Here is a 22899-nt window from a genome sequence, read left to right on the forward strand (position 1 = left end):
CGACCAGGGCCGGTCAGGACGGCTCGATGTTCTGGTTGACGTGGAAGACGTTGTCCGGGTCGTACGTCCGCTTGATGCGGGCCAGCCGGTCGTAGTGGTCGCGGTACGTGGCGCGGACGCGGTCCGTGCCTTCGTCGGCGCCCACGAAGTTCACGTACGCCCCGCCCATCGAGTAGGGGTGCATCTCGTTCCAGAAGTCGACGCACCACCGCTTGATGGCACCGGCGTTGAGCGGGTCGGGGTCGATGCCGGCGTACACGCCGGACCACACGGCGTCGCGGTAGCTCCACGCGGTCTCCTCGCGCGGGACACGGTGCGCCGCCGCGTCGACCGGGTACAGGTGCATGGTCGACAGCCCGGTGGGGATGGTCTCGGCGTACTTCTGCTCCACCTCCAGGGCGGCGTCCGGCAGCGTGTCGAAGAAGTCGCCGCGCCAGTACCACTGCAGGCCGGGCGGCAGGAGTTCGTCGAACATGCCCTGCAGCGCGGGGTACGGCATGGGGGCGGCGAAGGCGAAGGCGGGCCGCCCGGCCCCCTCCGCGGCGTCGAGCAGGTCCCGGGCGCCGCTTTCCGCGTCGTCGCCGGTGTGGCACCACACGACGCCGCACATCTTCCTGCCGTGGATCTCCTGCGGGAAGGGCGGGGCCGGCGGTACGGCGAGCACGGCGAAGAACCCGTACAGCTCCTGCGGTGCCTGCGGCAGGAACCGCCGGTACCAGTCGAGCACTTCGGCCGTGCGCTCCACCGGCCACAGGGTGAGGGCGACGCCCACCGTGTGCACGGGATGCAGCCGCAGGGTGAAGGAGGTGACGACGCCGAAGTTGCCGCCCCCGCCGCGCAGGGCCCAGTACAGGTCGGGGTGGTCGGCGGGCCCGGCGCCGACCAGGGTGCCGTCGGCGAGGACGACGTCCGCGCCCAGCAGGCTGTCGACGGTCAGCCCGTACCGGCGGGTGAGGTACCCGTGGCCGCCGCCCAGCGCCAGGCCGCCGATGCCCGTCGTGGAGACGATCCCGGCGGGGGTGGCCGCCCCGACGGCGTGCGTGGCGCGGTCGAGGTCGCCGAGCTGCGCCCCGCCGCCGGCGCAAACGGTTCCGGCGTCCGGATCGGTGTGCACCGCGCGCAGGGGGGCGAGATCGATCGTCATCCCGCCGTCGACCAGGCCCAGTCCGGGCCCGCTGTGCCCGCCCCCGCGCACGGCGATCTCCACGTCGTGCTCGCGGGCGAAGCGCACCGCGGCGGCCACGTCCCGGGCGTCCCGGCACTGCACGATCGCGCCGGGCCGCTTGTCGATCATCGCGTTGTACACGGCGCGGGCCCGGTCGTAGTCCTCGTCGCCGGGCCCGGTGACGGGGCCCCGCAGCGCGGTCCGCATCTCGTCGAGAATCGCCCTGTCCATGATGTTTCCCCAGCCGTGCGTGCCCGGCGGGCCCATCCCCCTCCAGCGTGGCACCGCGGCTCGGGGGCCGCGACCGCGGTCGCCGCGGGGGAGCCGCCCGCCGCCGAATCCCTCACACAGGTGATCTTTTCGCCCTCCCCCGCCCACTAAAGTTGACCTGTCAGGGGCGGGGAGGGAACCGGATGAGTCGGCGCGGTGGGCTGCTCGGGGTCTGGGCCGAGGCACAGCGGCAGCAGCAGCGGCAGCAGGAGGCCCGGCACCGGGCCGAGGTGCAGGCGCAGCGGGAGGCGACACGGGCGGCGGCCCGGCACGACCGGGAGCAGCGCCAGGCGTACCGGCAGGCCCGGGAGGCCGAGGCGCGGCGCCGGACGGAGGAGATCGAGGCGCGCGTCGCCGAGCTGGAGGGGCTGCTGGCCGCGGGGTGCCGCGCGCCGGGCTTCACGGTGGCGGGGCTGCTGCGCCCGGAGCAGCTGGAGCCGTTCAGCCCGGGGCACCTGGCCCAGCCGGTGCCGATGCCGGACGCCGGCCAGTACGGGGGGTTCGGCGCGCGGGAGCGCTTCGAGCGCGACTGGTACGCCGCGCAGGCCGCCGAGACGCAGCGCCGGGAGCAACTGGCGGCCTACAGGCAGCAGTACGACCAGTGGGCGGCCGCCACGCTGGCGGAGATACGCCGGCACAACGCGGGTGTCGCCGAGATGGAGGCGGCGCTGCGGGCGGGCGATCCGGACGCGGTCGTGGAGTACTTCTCCGCCGCGCTGTACGCCTCGGCCGCCTGGCCGGAGGAGTTCCCGCACCAGATATCCGCCGCCTACGATCCCGGCGCCCGCCAGCTGGTGCTGGACTGGGAGCTGCCGGGCTTCGACGTCGTGCCGGCCGCGAAGGCCGTGCGGTACGTGGCCGCGAGCGACGAGGAGAAGGAGACCGCCCGCCCGGCCGGCCAGCGGCGCGCGGTCTACCGCGACGTGGTGGCCCAGTGCGTGTTGCTGGCGGTGCGCGAGCTGTTCGCGGCGGACGCCTTCGGGGCGCTGCAGTCGGTGGTGTGCAACGGCTTCGTCGACGAGCACGACCCGGCCACCGGGCGGCCCGCCCACATCCACCTGGCGACGGTCACCGCCGACCGCGACGTCTTCGCCGCCCTGAACCTGCAGCAGGTCGATGCGGTGGAGTGCGTGACGGGCGGGCTGGGCGGGCAGGTGTCGGCCCGGCCCGACCAGTTGGCCGCGGTGCGGCCCGGGCGGCTGCCGGCGGACGTGGGGCGCTCGGTGGTCTCCCACGGCGGCGGGGACGACCCGGACCTGTTCGAGATGGATCCGGTCGAGTTCGAGGCGCTGGTCGCCGAGCTGTTCCGGGCCCGCGGGATGCGCGCGGTGATGACGAGCCGCTCGAACGACGGCGGCGTGGACGTCGAGGCCCTGGACCCCGACCCGATCAGCGGCGGGCGGATCATCGTGCAGGTCAAGCGGTACCGCAAGACCGTGCCCCCGACCGCCGTACGCGATCTGTACGGCACCGTGCAGGCGGCCGGCGCCAACAAGGGCGTGCTGGTGACGACGTCGAAGTTCGGCCCCGGCTCGCACGCCTTCGCCGCCGGCAAGCCGCTGACGCTGATCTCCGGCGAGGAGCTCGTGGCCCTGCTCGCCCAGCACGGCCTGCGCGGCCGGCTGGGGGGCGGGGCACCGCGGCGGGAGCCGGAGCCCGGCGCCGGGCCTGAGCACAGCGTGCTGGGCCTGTCGTGGTCCGGCGGCGTGGCCCTCGACGTGTGCGCCCTGGTCTGCAGCGGCTCGCGCGTGCTGAGCGACGACCACTTCGTCTTCTTCAACAACCCGCGCACCCCCGACGGGGCGGTCCGCTCCGCCCCGCCGTCCGCCGGTGACAGGGCGGCCCTGCACGTCCGCTTCGAGGAGCTGCCGCAGGCCGCCGACCGGCTCGTGCTCGCCGCCGCCATCGACCCGGAGATCGATCCGGACGCGGACCTCGCGCTCTTCACCGACGCCCGGATCCGGCTGGCCGACGCCTCCGGCACCGAGCTCGGGCAGCTGCAGGTCTCCGACGGGCGGCCCGGCGAGACCGCGCTCGTCCTCGGGTCGTTCCGCAGGCGGCCGGGCGGCGACTGGGACTTCGTGGTCGGTGGCAAGGGCTACCCCGGGGGGCTGGAGGCGCTGGTGCTCGACTTCGGCATGGAAGTGGCCTGACCTGCCCGGCGTCCCGCCGGTTCCTTGATCCGCCTCCGGCTGTCGGTGGCGGCCCCTAGACTTCCCTCCATGTCCGACGACCCCATCCAGCACGGCGACAGCGACGCCCTGCGCTGCTTGCGGCGCGTCTTCGGGTACGACGCGTTCCGCGGCGAGCAGGAGGCGATCGTCGAGCACGTCGTCGCCGGCGGCGACGCGCTCGTCCTGATGCCGACCGGCGGCGGCAAGTCGCTGTGCTACCAGATCCCGGCGCTGGTGCGCCCGGGCGTCGGGGTCGTCGTCTCCCCCCTGATCGCCCTCATGCAGGACCAGGTGGATGCGCTGCGCGCCCTCGGGGTGCGCGCCGGTTTCCTGAACTCCACGCAGGACGCGGACGAGCGGCGCATGGTCGAGGCGGAGTTCCTCGCCGGCGAGCTCGACCTGCTCTACCTCGCCCCCGAGCGGCTGCGCGTCGACGCCACGCTGCGGCTGCTGGACCGCGGCAAGATCTCCCTCTTCGCCATCGACGAGGCCCACTGCGTCGCCCAGTGGGGCCACGACTTCCGGCCCGACTACCTCGCGCTGTCCGCGCTGCACGAGCGCTGGCCGGACGTGCCGCGCATCGCCCTGACGGCCACCGCCACCGACGCCACGCGCCGGGAGATCGCGACGCGGCTGAAGCTGGACGACGCCCGGCACTTCGTCGCCAGCTTCGACCGGCCCAACATCCAGTACCGGATCGTGCCCAAGACCGAGCCCAAGAAGCAGCTGCTGGAGCTGCTGCGCGCGGAGCACGCCGGGGACGCGGGCGTGGTGTACTGCATGTCCCGCAAGGGCGTCGAGGACACCGCCGTCTTCCTCGCCAAGCACGGCATCGACGCCCTGCCCTACCACGCCGGCCTGGACGCGGCCACGCGCGCGGAGCACCAGGCGCGGTTCCTGCGCGAGGACGGGATCGTGATGGTGGCGACGATCGCGTTCGGCATGGGCATCGACAAGCCGGACGTGCGTTTCGTCGCCCACCTCGACCTGCCCAAGTCCGTCGAGGGCTACTACCAGGAGACCGGCCGCGCCGGCCGTGACGGGCTGCCGTCGACGGCCTGGCTGGCGTACGGGCTGCAGGACGTCGTCCAGCAGCGCAAGCTGATCGACGGCTCGGAGGGCGACGACGCGCACCGGCGGCGCCTCGCCGCGCATCTGGACGCGATGCTCGCGCTGTGCGAGACGGTGGAGTGCCGCCGCGGGCGGCTGCTGGAGTACTTCGGGCAGCAGCCGCAGGCCGCCACCTGCGGCAACTGCGACACGTGCCTGACCCCGCCGGAGACGTGGGACGGCACGATCGCCGCGCAGAAGTTCCTCTCGGCGGTCTTCCGGCTGGCGCGCGAGCGGCGGCAGAAGTTCGGCGCGGGCCAGATCATCGACATTCTGCTCGGCAAGAAGACCGCGAAGGTCATCCAGCACGACCACGACGCGCTGACCGTCTTCGGCATCGGCACCGAGCTGAGCGTCGCCGAATGGCGCGCGGTGGTGCGGCAGTTGCTGGCCCAGGGGCTGCTGGCGGTGGAGGGCGAGTACGGCACGCTCGTCCTGACCGAGGCCAGCGGGGACGTCCTGGGGCAGCGGCGGAAGGTGCCGATGCGGCGCGAGCCCGAGAAGCCGGGTCGCTCCGTGAAAAGCGCAGGCTCCGGTGGTGGCAAGCGGTCCGCCGTCGTGGCGGAACTGCCCGAGCAGGCGGTGCCCGTCTTCGAGGCGCTGCGCGCCTGGCGCGCGGCGACCGCGCGCGAGCAGGGCGTCCCGGCCTACGTCATCTTCCACGACGCCACCCTGCGCGAGATCGCCACGGCAGTGCCGGGGTCGCTGGAGGAGCTCTCCGGGGTCAGCGGTGTCGGCGAGAACAAGCTGGCCAAGTACGGCGACTCCCTGCTGGAGGTGCTCGCCGGTCAGCCCAGCAGCTGAGGCAGGTGGAGCACGCCCGTGAGATGGGCGTAGACGACCACGTTGCCGAGGTAGGTGCCGGTCTCCTGCGAGAAGCCGCCGCCACAGGTGATCAGGCGCAGTTCGGCGCGGTTCGTGGTGCCGTAGACCCGCTCCGAGGGGAAGGCCGCCTTGTCGTAGACCTCGATCGCGTCGATCGTGAACACGGCCGTGCGGGCGTCCTCGCGCGCGATCTCCACGGTGTCGCCCTTCTTGAGGGCACCGAGGCTGTAGAAGACGGCGGGCCCGCTCCCGGTGTCCACGTGCCCGGCCACGACGGCGGTCCCCGCGGCGCCGGGCGCGGTGCCGCCCGCGTACCAGCCGGCGAGATTGCGGTCGTCCTCCGGCGGACTGGCCAGCGTCTGGTCCGCCTCCAGGCCGAGCGGCACCAAAGGGGCGTCCACCTGCACAGCCGGTATGCGCACCCGGGTGGGCGCGGCCGCCGGCAGCGGCGGCACGACCCGCTCGTCCGGCCGCGGCCCCATGAGCGGCATGCCCGCGGTGGAGAACGCCTGCTCCCGCGACGGCTGCGGCGGCGGCCCCACTTCCCGCACCCCCCGCTCGACGAGCCAGCTCCCCCCGCACAGCGCCAGGACGACGACGGCACCGACGAGAACGTCCCGCCGCCGCGCCCCGCTCCGCTGCGGTGCCGGTGCCGGTGCGCGGTGCGCCTCGTCCGCTTGCGCGGCGGCCGGTCGGGCCGGCCGGTCCGGCGCGGACGCGCCGGGGTCGGCCGGTGCCCGGTGCTGCAGCACCGCGGGGTGCGCACGCACGAGATCGGCGGCGGCGCGCAGCGCGGCCAGTTCCTCGGCCGAGGCGAACACCAGCGCCGGTTTCGCCGGCCCCCGACGCCCCGGAGCCCTTCCGGAGGCACGGGCCTGCGCACTCCCCCGGGCCCCCGCCGCCCCCTCGGCCGGCGCCGCGCCCGAGGCGACCGACGGCTTCGCCGGCTCCCCCTGTCCCGGGGCCCGCGCGGACGCCCGGCGCCGCGGCGCCGGGTCCGGCGCGTCCGCGCCCCGGTCGGCCAGTGCCCGGTGCAGTACCGCCGGGTGTGCACGCGCCAGGTCGGCGGCGGCGTGCAGTGCCGCAAGCTCCTGCGCCGAGGCCCAGCACACGCCCGGGCGGGCGGCCGGGCCGCATGCCGCCGGCGCCTCCCGGGCGGCCGGCCCGGCGGCCGGTGCCGCCCACCGCCGGGACGGCGACCGTGTCGACGCCGCCCGGCGCGGTGCCGCCCGCAGGGCGGTGCTGCTCCGGGCTGCGGAAGGCGGTGGGGCCGCGATCCCCGGTGCCGCCCGCAGGGCGGTGCTCCCCGGCGTGGGGGGCGCCGGTGCGATCGGGCGGTCCGGGGGCCGGCGGCCCTGGGTGCGCAAGGTCGCCGCGTCGCTGCGGAGGTAGGCCGTGTGCGGGCCCGGCGACGGGGCCCCCGGGCGGTGGGGGCGGGCCCGGGGGCCCAGGCGCGGTCCGGCCGGCACCGTGGACCGTCCTCGCGTCGGGCCGTCAGGCCTGGTCGCCGCTGCTGCCGCGACGGCGCACGAACCACACGCCGGTGGCGAGCGCCGCTCCCAGCACGGAGGCGCCGGCCACGATCTCGACCGTGCCCGAGTCGTCGCTGGTGCCGCCGACGCCGGTCTTCATGCCGCCCTTGGGCATCGGCGACATGCTGGGCGCGGGGCTGCTGGGCTTGGCGGAGCCGCCGCCGCTGCCGGTGACCACGAGGTCGCCGGTGGCCTCCTTGCCGTTGGCGCACTTGGCGCCGATGCCGTACGTGCCCGGCTTGGCCGTGTCCGGCACCTTGAACTCGCCGACGACGGTCTCCTTGTGCGTGCCCGGTTTCAGTGCGAAGGACGCGGGGCCGCCGACCGCGCTGGCGTCGCCGGTGCCCTTGCCGTCCGGGCCGCATGCGGTGGTGTTGACGGTGACGGTGGCGCCCGGGCGGACGCTCGCAGGGGTGACCTCGAGCTTGCCGAAGTGCAGGTCGGCGAGCGCGGGGACGGCCGGCAGGCCCAGCGCGGCTATGGTCAGTGCGGTCCCGGCGAGCACTCGTGCAGTACGCATGCTTCCTCCGTGAGCGCGGACGCGGCACGCCGATGTGCCGCAGCAGGAGTCGGGTCTCCGCGCTCCTTCACCCCGAGCGAAGCCGCCTCCCGGCCGCCGCGCACCCCGGCCGGCGCCCCGCACGGGCCCGTACGACGCCCCGGGCGCGCAGCGAAGCAGCAGGTCACCGCCGGTGCCAAAAGATCAACCGGACGGATGCGCCCGACCGCGGCGCAGGACTGCGAACGGGTGACGGCGCGCAGCCGTCCCCGCGCGCAGCGTCATCGCGCCAGGTCGTCCGGGCAGCCGGTGCCGCGCGGCAGCTTGTAGCGGGCGACGATGCGGTACGTGCCGGGATGCGGGGCGCGCAGGACGGTCCAGTCGTCCTCGGGCTGGCCGGCCTTCGGCTCCTGCACCTGCTTGGTGAGGCAGCCGTTGACGTTGACCGGGGGTTCGCCGTTCGGCCCGGCCTTGGGGGGCTGGACGTCCTTGCCGGCCGCGTCGACGAGGCCGAGCCACGGGGAGTACGGGACGCGGATGAGCACGGGCCCGGCCGTGCGCACGCCGATGGTGATCCCCTCGGCGTCGGAGCGCTCGACGACCGCGGGCGGATCGGCGAGCGGGGTGGGCTCCTTGACCTGGTACAGCTTCCAGTTGGCGTCCGACCAGACCTCGCGCAGGTACGGCAGCCCGCCGCGCACGAGCCTGGCCTCCTCGACGGCGGCGTTGTCGGGCTCGCCGGTGGGCAGCACGACGTAGGCCACGGCCCAGCGGCCGAGCCAGGTGCGGTAGCTGTCGGCGGTGAGCATGCCCTCCTCGTAGAAGAGGGGGTTGCGCTTGAGGTCGGCCTGGCGGTTCCAGCCGCGGGCGAGGTTGACGTAGGGGGCGAGCGCGGAGGCCTCGCGGTGGCTGCGCGCGGGCACCACCTCGACGCGGCCGCCGGCGGCGTCGACCTGCTGCAGCCGGTCCACGAGGGGCGCCAGCTCGCGGGCCCAGGAGGCGGCCGGGGTGGTGTGGATGATGTCGCTGATGGAGTTGACCAGCTGCCAGGTGGTGATGGTGGTCAGGGCCAGCACGGTGGCGAGCCAGGCGCGCCCGCGCCTGAGCAGTTCGGCGCGCGGGGGCACCTGCGTGTCGGTGAGGGCGGCGACGAGCACGACGCCGCCGAAGATCATGCCCAGGCGGGAGATGTTCGTCCCGATCTGGGAGGGGATGAGCCATACGAGCAGCACGCCCAGTACGTACAGCGCGGAGACGGTCCGCAGCGTGCGCCAGGAGCGGGGGGTGAAGGCCATCCCGGAGATGCCCGCCAGCAGCGGCAGGATCGCGGAGGCGAACGCCATGGGCTGCTGCCCGGAGAACGGGAAGAACCACGCCGACAGCGCCACCACCAGCACCGGCGGCACGCCCAGCGCGTACGCGGCCGGCCGCCGCCGGCCCAGCCACAGCGCCGCCGCGACGATGCCGACGAACAGGCCGGCCACCGGGCTGGACGCCGTCGCCAGGCCGGCCATCACGCCCGCCAGCACCGCCCGCGGCCAGCGGTGGCGGCCCGTCGCGCGCCAGCGCGCCGGCCACGCGAAGATCGTCGCCACGGCGGCCAGGGCGAACATCGTGCCGAGCCCGAAGGTCACCCGGCCGGAGATGGCGTTGCACAGCAGCGCGAACGCGCCGTACATCGCCGGCCACAGGGGCCGGCGCACGGCGCGGCTGCGCACGAGCAGGAGGGCGATCAGGCCCGCGGAGATCGTGCCGGCGAGCATCATCGTGCTGCGCACGCCGATCTGCGCCATCAGGTACGGCGAGATGACGCTGTACGAGACGGGGTGCATGCCGCCGTACCAGGCGAGGTTGTACGCCGAGGAGGGGTGCTGCAGCGCGAACTCGGCCCAGGCGTCCTGCGCGGCCAGGTCACCGCCGCTGTTGGCGAAGACGAGGACCCACAGCAGGTGCAGGGCGGCGGCGACGGCGAGCGTCACCGGCACGGTGCCGGTCAGCAGCCTGCGGCGGACCTTGCGGTGGTGGGGGACGACGGCCCAGGAGGGCCGGCGCAGCCGCCTGCGCGGCGCGGCGGGGGTCTCGGGGGCGGCTCCGGAGGTCCCGGGCGCCCCGGAGTCCTCGGAGGTCCCGGAGGCGGCTCGGGCGCCGTCGTCCTGGCTGCCCGGCTGTCCCTGCCCGGGCCGTCGGGCCCGCGCGGGCTCCACGGTCGTCACTGCGCCACTCCCCGTCTTCCCCCGCGGTCCATTTCCCCCATTCTTCACGCATGCTCCGGCTGCCGTGCGCAAACCCCCGCGACGCTAACACGGGCGCGGGCGCCCCGCGGCGGCGCGAGCACGCCGCCGCGGGGGAGGTGCGTCAGCCCAGACGGGTCAGCTTCGAGCCGAAGGACGGCTCGGCGAGGGCGGTCTTCAGCGCGACCGGCACCTTGACCGCGTCGGGGCCGCTGCCGACCGTGAGCTCGCCCACCTCCGTACCGGCCTTCGCCTGGTGCGGGATCTTCCGGCCGCCGTCGGTCAGCGCGAACTTCGCCTGGAAGCCGGCCCAGCCGACGGCCACGACGTCCTTGGTCGCCACGACCGGCGTGCTGCCGCCGAGGCCGTCGTCGACCGTGCCGACGACGTCGCCCTTCTTGACGACGGTGGCGGTGGCCAGCGCCTTCTGGATGGAGGTGAGCTGCTCGTAGCTCTTGTTCTTGACCTTGGTGAGGCTGTTCTCGGCGTTGGGGTCCAGGCCCTTGAAGTGCTGGTCCATGGTGGCGCCGACGATCAGGTACTCCTTGCCGTCGAGCACCCGCCGCGCCGCCCACATCAGCGCACCGCCGGCCGCGGTGCTGGAGCCCGTCTTGATGCCGAGGACACCGGTGCCCTTCACCAGCAGCGAGTCGTTGTTGTTGTTGATGTGCGGGCCGCCGGGGATGTCGGCGTTGGGCTGCTGGGTGATCTCCCGGACGACCGGGTTCTTGATCATCACCTCGGCCAGCTTCACCTGGTCCACGGCCGTGCTCTTCGTCGTCGGCGTCAGACCGCTGGGGTCGGTGTAGGTGGTGTTGGTCATGCCGAGTTCCTTGGCGGCGTCGTTCATCTTCTTGACGAACGCCTCCTCGGAACCGCCGGAGTCCCACCGGGCGAGCTGGCGGGCGATGTTGTTGCCCGACGGGATGAGCAGCATGCGGAGCATGTCGTACTCGGAGAACTCCTGCCCGGCCCTGACCTTCGCCGTCGACTCGCCCTCGGCGTTGGACTCCTTCTCCGCCGCCTCGTCGATCGTGATCTTGTTGCTGGTCTTGTCCCCCTTCTGCAGGGGGTGACCCTTCAGGACCACGTAGGCCGTCATGACCTTGGCGACGCTCGCGGTCGGCACGGGCTTCTGCGGGCCGTACGAGCCCACGTCGCCGGCGCCCACGACCTTGGCCGCGGACTGGCCCTCGTCCGGCCAGACGAAGGAGGCGCTGCCGCCCTCGAAGCCGTACGCCTTCTTCGCCCCCAGCGCCAGGCGCGGGTCGGGCAGCGGACGGAACGCCTGCACCACACAGAAGACGATCAGGAGCAGCAGGACGAGCGGCGTCCAGATCTTCACCCGGCGCACGGCGGTGCGCAGCGGGGTCTGCGGGGGCGGCGGCGTGTTCGTCAGCTGGGCCAGCAGGTCCAGCGGCGCGGCGGGCGGCGTCGCCTGCTCGCCGGCCGCCGGCGCGGCGCCCGGGCGGGGCATGCCCGCGGCGGGCGGGATCGGCGCCTTGGGCGCCTGCTCCGGCGCGGCGGGCGCAGCGGCTGCGGGCGTGGCCGGGGCGGGCTTCGCCGGGGCCGCCTTCGCCGGGGCGGGCGCGGCGGCCGGCTTGGCCACCTTGGGGGCGGCGGGCCTGGCGGGGGCCTCGTCGTCCTTCTTCAGCGGGACGAAGCGGCTCTTGGCGGCGCCGCCCTCGCCCTGCGGCTCGGGGGCCTTGAGGAGCTCGGTCGGCTCCTCGATCGCGTCGGCCTTCGGCTTGACGGCACGGAAGACGGCGGTGGGCTGGTCGGCGGAAGGCTTCTTCTCGCCCTCGGCCTGGGCCTTGGCCTCGGCGCCCTTGCCCTGGTCGCCGTCGCCGTCGCCGTTCTTGCCCTGGTCCTTGCCCTTGTCGGCGTCGCCGGTCTTCGGGCGCAGGGCGCCGAAGACGGCCGTCGGCTGGTCGGCGGAGGGCTTCTTGTCCGCCTTCTCCGCGTCGAAGCCGCCCTGGGCCTCCGCGGCCTCGTCCGCCTTGGGGCGCGCGGCACGGAAGACGGCAGTCGCCCGGTCGACGGGGGCCTCGTCCTTGCCGGCGGCGCCCTTGTCGACGGCCTTGTCGACGGCCTTGTCGTCCGCCGTGTCGTCCGCCTTGGGGCGCACGGTGCGGAAGACGGCGGTGGCACGGTCGGCGGGAGCCTTCCGCTCCCCGGCAGCGGCCTTGTCGTCCTCTGCCGACTCGGCGGCAGCCTCGGCACTGTCCCCTGCAGCGGCATCGGCAGCGGCGTCCTTCGCCGGCCCGTCCGCCTCCGGGCGCGCAGCCGGCTTTCCGTCCGCGACCGCCTCGTCCGCCTTCGGGCGCACCGTGCGGAACACGGCGGTCGCCCGGTCGGCGGGCACGTCCTCGTCGGCGGCAGGGGCGGCGGCAGCGGCCTCGTCGTCGTCCGAGCCGGCCACCCACGCCTCCACGGCCTTCTTCAGGCGCGCGTCGCCGTCCTTGTGGCCGTCCGTCGGGGCGTCCTTGCGGCCGCCCTTGTCACCGTTCTTGTCGGCGTTCTTGTCGCCGTGCTTGTCGCCACCGTTGGTGTGGCCGTCGCCCGTGGCGCCGGCCTCGGCGTCGGGCTTCTTCACGAGCCCGAGTCTCGGGTCGCGTTCGTTGCCGGTCGTGCCAGTCGTACCAGTGGTGCCAGTCGTCTCCCCCGACGACTTCCGCTGCTCCGACATGCCGGGGGACTCGCCCGCCACCGATGCCTCCTCGAATTCACGCGCCGTACACCGACGCGGGACGGCGTACCGTCCCGCTGCCCGGATCATCTCAACGTCTACCAGTGTCCTCTGCCGCCGTCGCGCCAGGGCACGACCGGTGGCCGGGAGGGCGCTGCCCGCCTTCGGCTGCCTTCACCCACGTGCAAGACGAGACGACATACCCCCCGGTTCCCACACGAAGTCACCACGCGGTCTCGACAGACCAATGTGAGAGGGGTCACCCTGTCACTCATCCACGCGGGGAGGCATGGATGGGCAGGAGCCGCAGAACAATTCCGGAGGAGCTTCTGCTGCTCGCCCTGGACCCGGCGACGGGGACCACGGCGCAGCCGCAGTCGCTCGACCTCGGCCTTGCCGGGGCACAGCTCGTGGAGCTGGCCCTGGCCGGACGGATAGCCCCTGACGGGGATCGTATCGCCGTGGTGCACCCACGGCCGACAGGTGATCCGACCCTGGACACCGCGCTCGAGCTGTTGCGCCGCCGCGGCAGCCCGGTGCGGGCGGTCAGCTGGATCGGCGGGCCCCGGCTGGGGCTGCGTCAGACGTACCTCACGCATCTGGAGCGGTGCGGCATGGTGCATGCCGTCGCGGGCCAGATGTGCGGGGTGCTGCCGACCACGCGCTACCAGGCGACGGACACGGCCATCAGCCGGGAGATCAGGGCCCGGTTGGACAGTGCCATCCGCACCGGCGTGCCGCCGGACCCGCGGACCGCGGCGCTCGCCGCGCTGGCCCACGCCGTGGGCCTGGGCAAGCACCTCTACCCCGGCAACGAGGGGCGTTCGTCCCGGTCCCGGCTGCGGGACCTGATCCGGCACGACCCCATGGGCGGTCTGGTGGCGCACGCCGTGATGGACGTGCAGAACGGTGCCGGCGCCCAGCCGCGCCGCGCCCCGGCCGCGGCGGCCGGCGCGGGGGGTGCGGGCGGCGGCCGGGGCACCGGCCGGCGGGCGTCCGTACGGCAGTCCGTTCCGCCCGCGGCGGCGGTCGCCGCCGGGCAGCAGGCCGCGCACCGCACCGGGTACATGGCCCGCGCAGCGGCCTCGTGAAACGGTTCGGCAGCCCCGGACCGGCCTGATCAGGAACACCCCCGGCACATCGACCCGACCGGCACACCGACCCACCGCAGCGCGCGGGACGTCGGGCCGCACCGCGCAGGAACCGGCGGTGCGGCCCGACGCACCGCGCGCATCGGCGTGCCCGGAACGAGCACCGAACCGTCTACGTCACATGCACGCGCACGCCGACCGCACAGCGCGCACTTGGAATAAGCATTTTCCAGCGCCGCCAGGGCATGTGGTGGCAGGCTGCGAGCAGGAGACAGCAGCATGACGGAGCCGGAGGTGCGTCCCGTGGCGTCCAGTGTCAACCCCACCGTAAGGCGGCGCCGATTGGGGCAGGAGCTGCGCAAGCTCCGTGAGCTCAAGGGCATGACGGCCGAGGAGGTGGCCGAGCGGCTCCTGGTCTCGCAGTCGAAGATCAGTCGCTTGGAGAACGGCCGCCGCAGCATCAGCCAGCGCGACGTCCGCGACCTGTGCGGGGTGTACGGCGTCGAGGACCACCGCATCGTCGATTCGCTGATGCAGATGGCGAAGGAGTCGCGCCAGCAGGGCTGGTGGCACGCTTTCGGCGACATTCCCTACAGCGTGTACATCGGCCTGGAGACGGATGCGGCGTCGTTGCGCGTGTACGAAGGCTCGCTCGTGCCGGGCCTGCTGCAGACGCCGAGTTACGCGAGCGCGGTCACCGAGGGTTCCTGGCCGGAGGCCACGGCCGCGGAGGTGGAGCGGCGCGTACAGGTGCGGATGAGGCGGCAGGAACGCATCACCGATCCCGAGAACCCGTTGCGGCTGTGGGCCGTCATCGACGAGTCCGCGTTGCGCAGGATCGTCGGCAGCAACGCCATCATGCGCGAACAGATGGAGCACCTGGTGGAGTTCAGTCTGCGGCCGCACATCACCGTGCAGGTGCTGCCGTACTCGGTGGGGGCGCATCCGGGGATGTACGGGAAGTTCTCCATCCTGGAGTTCCACGACCCGCAGGACGCCAGCACGGTCTATCTCGAGGGCATCACCAGCGACCTGTACCTGGAGAAGCCGAACGACGTCCAGGCCTACAGCGTCATGTACGAGCATTTGCGCATGCAGGCCCTCAACGCCGAGGACTCGCGCCGTTTCATGCTGCGGGTGGCGGAGGACTGGGCCCGGGCGGAACAGGGGCTGGAGCAGGACTCCTGAGGGGCCCCTGTGCGGCTCCGGCGCAGCGAGAGGCGGAACGGTACACCTCTCACCACCTGCGAGGAAGGGGTGATTGGAATATGCCATCCGGTCGAGTGAACGCCCCCGACAGCCGGTGATGTTGGCGCGTAACGTCGACGGCACCTGGGGACGCCGGTGTTCTGATCTGACCAGACAGTTCTCGGCCGTATCCCGGATCGTCCTCGGCAGCACTCAATGCATCGGAGCAATCATGGCCATTCGGCAGGGAAAGACCACGTGGCGGAAGTCCTCCTACTCCCTCGCGCACGGCGACTGCGTGGAGGTGGCCTCCCCGCTTCCGCGGTCCATCGCGGTCCGTGACTCCAAGGACCCTCAGGGCCCCGCGCTGGCCTTCTCCCCGGCGTCCTGGACGGCGTTCGTAGCGGTCGTCGGCGACGACGCACGTCGTTCCCGCTGAGACCCGCCCCTCGGGGACCGCGGATCCCCCGGCCCGGCATCGTGCGCAGCACTGCCGTATCGATATTTCCGCACTCTCGGAGCCCTCTCGTCCCGGTCCGTCGTCCCGGACGAGAGGGCTCCGTCATGCCGGCGCGCACACCCCCTGCGGGGCGTACGGGTCAGGCGCCCGGGGCCGTCTTCAGCGGGCGCACCGTGCTCATGATCTTGTCGATCTGCGCCTCGGTGAGCGCGTCGGGCACGCCCTGGTCGGCGTAGAGGACCCAGCCGTGGAAGGTGCCGTCGGGCATCTTCTGGGCGATGCTCTTCACGATCGCGGTCGGCGGCACGCAGGGGCTGGGGCGGTTGGTGACGGTGACCTTGGCGGTCGCCGTCCAGCCCTGGATGCCGTTGCGGTTCCAGGCCTGGTCGGTGACCTCGATCTTCGGCTTGTGGTCCTTGCCGCCGTAGGCCATGAAGCCCCAGTTGCCCGCCCAGTTGCGGGCGTTCTCCTTCAGGTCGCCGTCCTTGCCGCCGCCGGTGGTGCCGACGGTGGCGAGCTGGCCCTTGCCGGCCTCGCCGACGGAGTCGGGGTTGGGCTGCGAGGAGCAGCCGCCCTCCTTGTAGTTGGCGGTGCCGGTCATGACGACGACGGGCTTGCCGTTCTCGGTGTAGGAGACGGCGGTGTCGGTCGGGAACACCTTCCACTTGTCGGCCGCGGCCGGCACGTCGTACTGGAAGAAGTGCTCCTCCCGGCTCTGCGTCTGCCAGCCGGCCACCATGGGCTGCGCCCCGGACGGGCTCGGGGAGGCGTTGCCCTCGGGCGCTCCGGGGGCGGCCGGGGCCTGGGAGGCGGGGGTGCCGCCCTTGCTGCGGTCCTGCTTGTCGTCGCCGTCGTCCTTCAGCAGGAACACGGCGGCGCCGCCGATGACGGCGAGCGCCACGACGCCGCCCACCACGGCGAGCAGCGTCTTCTTCTTCCCGGACGGCGCGGGGGCGCCGGGTGCGGGCGCGGCCGTGCCGTACGGCGCCGGGGGCACACCGGGCCCGCCCGGCCCGGGAGCCCCGTACGCACCGGGCGCGGGGTAGGCCGGCGCGCCGCCGGGCGGCGGTACGGCACCCGGCGGGGGCGGTACGGCACCCGGCGGCGGGGGCACCGCGCCGGGCGGGCCGGGCGGGGCCGGCACCGCCGGCTGGGAGACGACGGTGGGCTGGGCGTGGGCCGCGCCGTCGGGGCCCCACGCGGGCGGCGGGCCGAAGCCGCCCTGGGGCGGTGACGGCGGGCTCTGCGGCTGCTCCGGTTGCTGCGGCTGCTGCGGGTTCTGGGGCCAAGACATGCGGGACACCCTACGCGGGCCGGTGTCGCCCGCCGATCGGCAGCAGGCGACAAAACAGCAACACTTGCGCGAACGCCGCCTCTTCCCCGCCTCGCGTCAGCCGTTGTCCAGTACGGGCAGCAGCTCCGGCAGGTGCCCGTCGGAGTCGAGTGCGGCCCGCTGCCGCTCGGCGGGCACCTCGCCGTACAGCGTGGTGCGCGGCCGGGCCGGGCGCCCGGCGGTCTCGGCTATGGCGACGAGGTCACGGATCGAGCGGTACGACCCGTAGGAGGAGCCGGCCATGCGGGAGATGGTCTCCTCCATCAGCGTGCCGCCGAGGTCGTTGGCGCCGGAGCGGAGCATTTCGGCGGCGCCCTCGGTGCCGAGTTTGACCCAGCTCGTCTGGATGTTGGGGATGTGCGGGTGGAGCAGGAGCCGTGCCATGGCGGTCACCGCACGGTTGTCGCGCAGGGTCGGGCCGGGGCGGGCGATGCCCGCGAGGTAGACGGGGGCGTTGGTGTGGATGAAGGGCAGCGTGACGAATTCGGTGAAACCGCCCGTCTCGCGCTGGATGTCCGCCAGCAGCCGCAGATGGCCCAGCCAGTGCCGGGGCTGGTCGACGTGCCCGTACATCATCGTCGAGGACGAGCGGATGCCCAGCTCGTGCGCCGTCCTGATGACCTCGACCCAGGTGGCCGTGGGCAGTTTGCCCTTGGTGAGCACCCAGCGCACCTCGTCGTCGAGGATCTCGGCGGCCGTGCCCGGGATGGAGTCGAGCCCGGCCTCCTTGGCGGCCGTCAGCCACTCCCGGATCGACAGCCCCGTACGCGTTGCGCCGTTGACGACCTCCATCGGGGAGAAGGCGTGCACGTGCAGGCCGGGCACCCGCCTCTTGACCGCCCGCGCGATGTCGAAGTAGGCCGTGCCGGGCAGGTCGGGGTGGATGCCGCCCTGCATGCACACCTCGACCGCGCCCACGTCCCACGCCTGCTGCGCCCGGTCGGCGACCTGCTCCAGCGAGAGGGTGAAGGCGTCGGCGTCGGTGCGCCGCTGCGCGAAGGCGCAGAAACGGCAGCCGGTGTAGCAGACGTTGGTGAAGTTGATGTTCCGCGTGACGATGTACGTGACGTCGTCACCGACCACCGAGCGGCGCAGGTCGTCGGCGATGCGGCACAGGGCGTCCAGGGCGGGGCCGTCGGCGTGCAGCAGGGCCAGGGCCTGGGGGTCGGTCAGGCCGGTGGGGTCGTCGGCGGCCTGCCGCAGCGCCTCGCGCACGTCGGCGTCGATGCGCTCGGGCACCATGCCGGGCGCGGCGGCCTCGCGCAGCGCCTCCCAGTCGCCGTAGACGTCGTCGAAGTCGTCGCGGCGGTCGGACGTGCGGCCCTCGGTGTCGATGGAGCGGTGCAGGTCGGTGCGGCCGGTGGCGGTGAAGACCTCCTCGGGCTCCTGCCAGGGGATGCCCTTGACCACGGCGCTCTCGTCGGCCAGCCCGGTCTCGGGGTCGGCCAGGGCGCGCACGTGCGGCAGGATGCGGGGATCCAGCCACGGCTCGCCCCGCTGGACGAACTCGGGGTAGACCGCGAGGCGTTCCTTGAGGCGGAAGCCGGCGGCGGCCGAGCGCTCGGCGAGCTCCTCGATCTGCGGCCAGGGCCGCTCGGGGTTGACGTGGTCGGGGGTGAGGGGGGAGACGCCGCCCCAGTCGTCGATGCCGGCGCCGATCAGGCGCGCGTACTCGTCGTCGACCAGGTTGGGCGGGGCCTGCAGGCAGCCGGAGGGGCCCATGATGTGCCGGGCGACGGCGACGGTGGCGACCAGGTCGTCGAGGGTCGCGTCGGGCATGCGGCGCATGGCGGTGTCCGCCTTGGCCCGGAAGTTCTGGATGATCAGTTCCTGGATGCCGTGGTACGCGCGGGCGACGCGGCGCAGCGCGAACAGCGACTCGGCGCGCTCCTCGGGCGTCTCGCCGATGCCGATCAGCAGTCCGCTGGTCAGCGGCACGGAGCTGCGGCCGGCGTCCTCCAGGTGGCGCAGCCGGACCGCGGGCTCCTTGTCGGGCGAGCCGTGGTGCGGCATGCCCGGCTCGCTCCACAGCCGTTCGGCGGACGTCTCCAGCATCAGGCCCATGGAGGGCGAGACGGGCTTGAGGCGCTGGAAGTCCGTCCAGGTCATGACGCCGGGGTTGAGGTGGGGCAGGAGTCCGGTCTCCTCCAGGATGCGGATGGAGACGGCGCGGACGTAGGCGATGGTGTCGTCGTAGCCGTGGGCGTCGAGCCACTCGCGGGCCTCGGGCCAGCGGTCCTCGGGCTTGTCGCCGAGGGTGATCAGGGCTTCCTTGCAGCCGAGTTCGGCGCCGCGCCGGGCGACGGCCAGGACCTCGTCGGGGGACATGAACATCCCCTCGCCCGCGCGGCGGAGCTTGCCGGGCACGGTGGCGAAGGTGCAGTAGTGGCACTTGTCGCGGCAGAGGCGGGTGAGGGGGATGAAGACGGACTTGGAGTAGGTGATGACGCCGGGGCGGCCCGCGGCCTCGAGCCCGGCGTCGCGGACGCGGGCCGCGGAGGCGCACAGGTCCTCCAGGTCCGCCCCGCGCGCCTGCAGCAGCACGGCCGCCTCCGCCACGTCCAGCGCAACGCCGTCCCGGGCCCGTTTGAGCGCACGCCGCATGGCATTGGCGGTCGGTGCGTTCGGGGTGGCCTGCTGCCCGGTTCGCTGTGCGCTCGAAGTCATTGTCCGAGCATACGAGCGGACGACGACCGTGCCGGGTACTGGAAGAGACGGTTCCATGTGCCTCTTCTCACGTTATGCGGAGGATACCTCCGGTACGGCTCCGGATACGCCGGCCGCACGCCGTCTACAGGAACTCCGCGTGCGCGTCCAGGGCGCGCAGCACCTCCGTCTCGGACGCCGCCGGCAGCCCCACCACGACCTCCTCGATCCCCAGCTCCGCGTAGTGCGCGAGCTTCCCGGCCGAGGGGTGCACCGCGTACGGGACGACCTCCGGCTCCCCCGGGCGCCCGGCCTCCTGCCACAGCCGGCGCAGCTGCGGCAGCGTCTCCCGCAGGCCGCTGCCGCCCAGCGGCAGCCAGCCGTCCGCGAACTCGACGACATGCGCGAAGAGCTTCGGCCCGGCCGAGCCGCCGATGAGAGTGCGCGGGCCCGTCAGCGGTGCGGCGTCCTTGCGCTCGCGCGGCGGGCGCACCGGCTTGGGGTGCGCCCAGCTGGCCTGAACCGAATCGAACTCGCCCTGGTACGCCGTCGGTTCCCCCGCCCACAGGGCGCGCATCAGGGCCATCCGGTCGCGCACCAGCTCGCGCCGGGTCCGCCACTCGATGCCGTGGTCGGCGGCCTCCTCCACGTTCCAGCCGTAGCCGACGCCGAGGGTGAAGCGGCCGCCGCTGAGGTGGTCGAGGGAGGCCGCCTGCTTGGCGAGGACGATGGGGTCCTGCTGGGCGACGAGGGCCACGCCGGTGCCCAGCTCGATCCGGTGGGTGACCGCCGCGGCCTGCGCGAGCGCGACGAGGGGGTCCAGGGCCCGGCCGTACTCGCGCGGCAGCGGGTCCCCGGCGGGCGCCGGGGTCGTACGGCTGACCGGGATGTGCGTGTGCTGGGGCAGGTAGAGCCCGGCGAACCCGCGCTGCTCCAGCTCACGGGCCAGCCGGACCGGCGTGATCGTCTCGTCGGTGAGGAAGATCGTGGTGGCGATCCGCATGCGGGGGCACCTCCGTCCAGGGATGTGACCCACGGTAGGCCCTTGCGGCTGCGAATGGCCCCAGGACGAACGGCCGACACACAACTGACAGACAATCCGACGGCGCGCGTTCCTCCGGCGGCCACCCGGGCGTACAACAGTGTGGCCACGGCATACGCGAGGGGGCTTTTCGATGCACCGACGCGACGTACTTGCAATGACGGCTGCCGTCGCCGCAGCGGCGGGCGTGCTGACACTCGACGGCGTGAGCTTCGCCGGCGAACCGGGACGGGCCGGACGGACGCAGACCCGCAAGGTCACCGGCCGCCTGCCGGCCGGCGCTCCCGACTACGTCTACCTCCCGGTGGAAGTGCCGCCCGGCGTCCGCGAGATCGCCGTCTCCTACACCTACGACAGACCCGCCGTGCCGCCCGGCGCCCAGGGCAACGCCTGCGACATCGGCATCTTCGACGAGCGCGGCACCGACCTGGGCGGCGCCGGCTTCCGGGGCTGGTCCGGCGGGGCCCGTACGGAGTTCGCCATCAGTGCCGAGCGCGCCACCCCCGGCTACCTCGCCGGCCCCGTGCGGCCCGGCACCTGGCACGTCGTCCTCGGCCCGTACACCGTGGCCCCGCAGGGCCTGGCGTACGAGGTGACGGTGACCCTGACGTACGGCCCCACGGGCACCACGCCGGCGCCGGTGCACCCCCCGCAGCGGGCACGCGGGCGGGGCCGGGCCTGGTACCGGGGCGACAACCACCTGCACAGCGTCCACTCCGACGGCAAGCGCACCCCCGCCGAGATCGCGGCGGCGGCCCGGGCGGCCGGCCTGGACTGGATCACCACGACCGAGCACAACACCACGTCCTCGCACGGCGCCTGGCAGGGCCTGTGGGGCGACGACCTGCTCGTCCTGACCGGCGAGGAGGTCACCACCCGCAACGGCCACGTGCTCGCGCTCGGCACCGACCCCGGGGTGTTCATCGACTGGCGCTACCGCGCGAAGGACGGCGCTTTCCCGCGTTTCGCCCGCAGGATCCGGCAAACAGGCGGCATCGTCGTTCCCGCCCATCCGTTCGGACAGTGCGTCGGCTGCAACTGGAAGTACGGCTACGGCGACGCCGACGTGCTGGAGGTGTGGAACGGCCCCTGGACGCCGGACGACGAGATGGCCGTCGCCGCCTGGGACGCCCTGCTCGTCGCCTCCGCCCGGCAGGGCCGCACCTGGCTGCCCGCCATGGGCAACAGCGACGCCCACCGCGAACCCCAGGTGGTGGGACTGCCGCAGACCGTCGTCCTGGCCGACGACCTCTCCCGCCCGGCCCTGCTGTCCGCCCTGCGCTCGGGCCGCAGCTGGATCGCGGAGTCCTCGGCGGTCCAGCTGTCCTTCTCCGCCACCGGCACCCGCGGCGCCCACGCCGGCATCGGCGAGCGCCTGCGCGCGGACCCGGCGGCGGAGGTGACCTTCCTGCTGCAGGTGTCGGGCGTCCCGGACGGCACGGCCGTCCTCGTCACGGACCAGGGGCCGCTGCACACGACCCCGCTGCCCGCGGACGGCCGGGTCCAGTGGCGCACCTCCCCCGCCCGCGCGGCGTACGTCCGGGCCGAGGTGCGCCACGCCGGCCCGGCAGGCGCGATGGCGGCCCTGACCAACCCGGTGTGGCTGGGCTGACTCAGCCCCGCCGGGCGAACGCCTCCGCGATCTCCTCCCGCCCGGCGCCGCCCGCCAGCAGCAGCCGCAGCAGCACCCGCGCCTTGTACGGGTCGAGGAACCCGCCGTCGATCAGCCCGCGCCGCCGCAGGTCCGTCTCCGAGCCGGGCGCGGCGTACGTGTGCCGCAGCACCGGACCGCTCCCGGTGCGCGAGGTCAGCACGACCGGCACCCGCCCGGCCAGCTCACCCAGCCGGGGCGCCAGGTGGCCCGGTACGTGGCCGACACCGAACCCGGCGACGACCAGGCCCCGGTACGTCCTCTCCAGCCCCTCCAACAGGGCGCCGTCGTCGTCCAGGGTCACCACGTGCACGGCGACGCGGGCCGCGGCGAGCCGCTCCTGGTCGAACCCGCCCTGCAGCGGCTCGTGCCGGGGCGCGGCCACGAGCATGCGCACCCGCCCCTCGACGACATGCCCGAGCGGCCCGGCGCCCGGCGAGGCGAAGGTCGCGGTGCTCGTGCTGTGCGTCTTGCGCACCCACCGCGCCGCGTGCACCTCGTCGTTGAGGACGACCAGGGCGCCCGCGCCGCACGCCGCGCGCGAGGCGGCGACGCGCACGGCGGCGAGCACGTTGGCCGGCCCGTCCGCCCCCGCCATGGCCGGCTGCCGCATCGCACCGGTCAGCACGAGCGGTGCCTCGTGCGGCCACACCAGGTCGGCCAGGAAGGCCGTCTCCTCCAGGGTGTCGGTGCCCTGGGTGACGACGACACCCTCCGCACCCTCGGCCACGGCCCGCGAGGCGAGGGCGACGACGTCGAGGACCTGCGCGAACGTGAGGCTCCCGCTGGGCACGGCGTGCACGTCCCGTACGTCCAGCACCACGCCCGTCTCCGCCAGTCCGGGAACGGCAGCGGTGATCTCGGCACCGCTCAGCCGTGCTCCCCGTCCCCGGTCCGGCACCGAGATCGTGCCTCCCAGTGCCAGCAGTGCGACGCTCACCCTGTCCCCCTCAGCCGTCAGTTCGCTTCTCGGCCCCCAGTATGGGAGTCGCG

15 protein-coding genes are annotated in these 22899 nt (G+C 74.0%); 6 read left to right on the plus strand and 9 right to left on the minus strand.

Annotated elements, in window-relative coordinates; all coding sequences use genetic code 11:
- Nucleotides 1-13: 13 nt before the first annotated feature.
- Entirely contained in the window at nt 14-1396 is a 1383-nt protein-coding gene (locus AC27L3_RS22950; RefSeq protein ID WP_487235933.1) for an FAD-binding oxidoreductase, read from the minus strand.
- Nucleotides 1397-1578: 182 nt separating this feature from the next.
- Here AC27L3_RS22950 and AC27L3_RS22955 point away from each other — a divergent pair, with 182 nt between their 5' ends.
- The gene (locus AC27L3_RS22955; protein ID WP_487235934.1) at nt 1579-3588 is read left to right on the plus strand and encodes a restriction endonuclease; all 2010 of its coding nucleotides are present in this window, start codon (nt 1579-1581) and stop codon (nt 3586-3588) included.
- 69 nt (nt 3589-3657) lie between these two features.
- On the plus strand, nt 3658-5523 hold the full coding sequence (gene recQ / locus AC27L3_RS22960) for a DNA helicase RecQ (RefSeq protein ID WP_487235935.1): 1866 nt from the start codon (nt 3658-3660) through the stop codon (nt 5521-5523).
- Here the strand turns inward: recQ and AC27L3_RS22965 are convergent.
- From AC27L3_RS22965 to AC27L3_RS22980, 4 genes are all read right to left on the minus strand, one after another.
- The gene (locus AC27L3_RS22965) at nt 5508-6134 is read right to left on the minus strand and encodes a class F sortase (RefSeq protein ID WP_487235963.1); all 627 of its coding nucleotides are present in this window, start codon (nt 6132-6134) and stop codon (nt 5508-5510) included. The genes recQ and AC27L3_RS22965 overlap by 16 nt on opposite strands.
- Nucleotides 6135-7038: 904 nt before the next feature.
- A complete protein-coding gene (locus AC27L3_RS22970) occupies nt 7039-7596 on the minus strand; it encodes a hypothetical protein (RefSeq protein WP_487235936.1) in 558 nt (185 codons plus the stop codon).
- Nucleotides 7597-7856: 260 nt separating this feature from the next.
- Nucleotides 7857-9788 (minus strand): MFS transporter, encoded by a 1932-nt coding sequence (locus AC27L3_RS22975; protein WP_487235937.1) that lies wholly within the window; start codon nt 9786-9788, stop codon nt 7857-7859.
- A gap of 142 nt (nt 9789-9930) precedes the next feature.
- Complete coding sequence (locus tag AC27L3_RS22980; RefSeq protein ID WP_487235938.1) at nt 9931-12402, minus strand: D-alanyl-D-alanine carboxypeptidase family protein; 2472 nt, start codon at nt 12400-12402, stop codon at nt 9931-9933.
- 386 nt (nt 12403-12788) lie between these two features.
- On the opposite strand from AC27L3_RS22980, the gene AC27L3_RS22985 reads away from it, so the two are divergent.
- From AC27L3_RS22985 to AC27L3_RS22995, 3 genes are all read left to right on the plus strand, one after another.
- Nucleotides 12789-13586, plus strand: coding sequence for a GOLPH3/VPS74 family protein (locus tag AC27L3_RS22985; RefSeq protein ID WP_487235939.1), 798 nt, complete (start codon nt 12789-12791; stop codon nt 13584-13586).
- A gap of 303 nt (nt 13587-13889) precedes the next feature.
- Entirely contained in the window at nt 13890-14774 is an 885-nt protein-coding gene (locus tag AC27L3_RS22990) for a helix-turn-helix domain-containing protein (RefSeq protein ID WP_487235964.1), read from the plus strand.
- A 232-nt stretch (nt 14775-15006) separates the two neighbouring features.
- Nucleotides 15007-15213 (plus strand): DUF397 domain-containing protein, encoded by a 207-nt coding sequence (locus AC27L3_RS22995; protein ID WP_487235940.1) that lies wholly within the window; start codon nt 15007-15009, stop codon nt 15211-15213.
- A 160-nt stretch (nt 15214-15373) separates the two neighbouring features.
- Here the strand turns inward: AC27L3_RS22995 and AC27L3_RS23000 are convergent, their stop codons facing one another.
- The 3 genes from AC27L3_RS23000 to AC27L3_RS23010 form a co-directional block, all read right to left on the minus strand.
- On the minus strand, nt 15374-16528 hold the full coding sequence (locus AC27L3_RS23000) for a DUF8017 domain-containing protein (protein WP_487235941.1): 1155 nt from the start codon (nt 16526-16528) through the stop codon (nt 15374-15376).
- A gap of 96 nt (nt 16529-16624) precedes the next feature.
- Entirely contained in the window at nt 16625-19234 is a 2610-nt protein-coding gene (locus AC27L3_RS23005; protein ID WP_487235942.1) for a bifunctional FO biosynthesis protein CofGH, read from the minus strand.
- 124 nt (nt 19235-19358) lie between these two features.
- Entirely contained in the window at nt 19359-20216 is an 858-nt protein-coding gene (locus AC27L3_RS23010) for a TIGR03619 family F420-dependent LLM class oxidoreductase (protein WP_487235943.1), read from the minus strand.
- Nucleotides 20217-20388: 172 nt separating this feature from the next.
- Here AC27L3_RS23010 and AC27L3_RS23015 point away from each other — a divergent pair, with 172 nt between their 5' ends.
- On the plus strand, nt 20389-21867 hold the full coding sequence (locus AC27L3_RS23015; RefSeq protein ID WP_487235944.1) for a CehA/McbA family metallohydrolase: 1479 nt from the start codon (nt 20389-20391) through the stop codon (nt 21865-21867).
- A gap of 1 nt (nt 21868) precedes the next feature.
- Here AC27L3_RS23015 and AC27L3_RS23020 read toward each other — a convergent pair whose 3' ends face one another.
- Entirely contained in the window at nt 21869-22846 is a 978-nt protein-coding gene (locus AC27L3_RS23020; protein WP_487235945.1) for an asparaginase, read from the minus strand.
- Nucleotides 22847-22899 lie beyond the last annotated feature (53 nt).

Source organism: Streptomyces sp. PKA51 (assembly GCF_057552455.1).

Bases quoted from the DNA above. Each gene is read 5' to 3' on its own strand.
- AC27L3_RS22950 (WP_487235933.1), bottom strand. From the start codon at position 1,396: ATGGACAGGGCGATTCTCGACGAGATGCGGACCGCGCTGCGGGGCCCC.
- AC27L3_RS22955 (WP_487235934.1), top strand. From the start codon at position 1,579: ATGAGTCGGCGCGGTGGGCTGCTCGGGGTCTGGGCCGAGGCACAGCGG.
- recQ (WP_487235935.1), top strand. From the start codon at position 3,658: ATGTCCGACGACCCCATCCAGCACGGCGACAGCGACGCCCTGCGCTGC.
- AC27L3_RS22970 (WP_487235936.1), bottom strand. From the start codon at position 7,596: ATGCGTACTGCACGAGTGCTCGCCGGGACCGCACTGACCATAGCCGCG.
- AC27L3_RS22985 (WP_487235939.1), top strand. From the start codon at position 12,789: ATGGGCAGGAGCCGCAGAACAATTCCGGAGGAGCTTCTGCTGCTCGCC.
- AC27L3_RS22995 (WP_487235940.1), top strand. From the start codon at position 15,007: ATGGCCATTCGGCAGGGAAAGACCACGTGGCGGAAGTCCTCCTACTCC.
- AC27L3_RS23000 (WP_487235941.1), bottom strand. From the start codon at position 16,528: ATGTCTTGGCCCCAGAACCCGCAGCAGCCGCAGCAACCGGAGCAGCCG.
- AC27L3_RS23005 (WP_487235942.1), bottom strand. From the start codon at position 19,234: ATGACTTCGAGCGCACAGCGAACCGGGCAGCAGGCCACCCCGAACGCA.
- AC27L3_RS23010 (WP_487235943.1), bottom strand. From the start codon at position 20,216: ATGCGGATCGCCACCACGATCTTCCTCACCGACGAGACGATCACGCCG.
- AC27L3_RS23015 (WP_487235944.1), top strand. From the start codon at position 20,389: ATGCACCGACGCGACGTACTTGCAATGACGGCTGCCGTCGCCGCAGCG.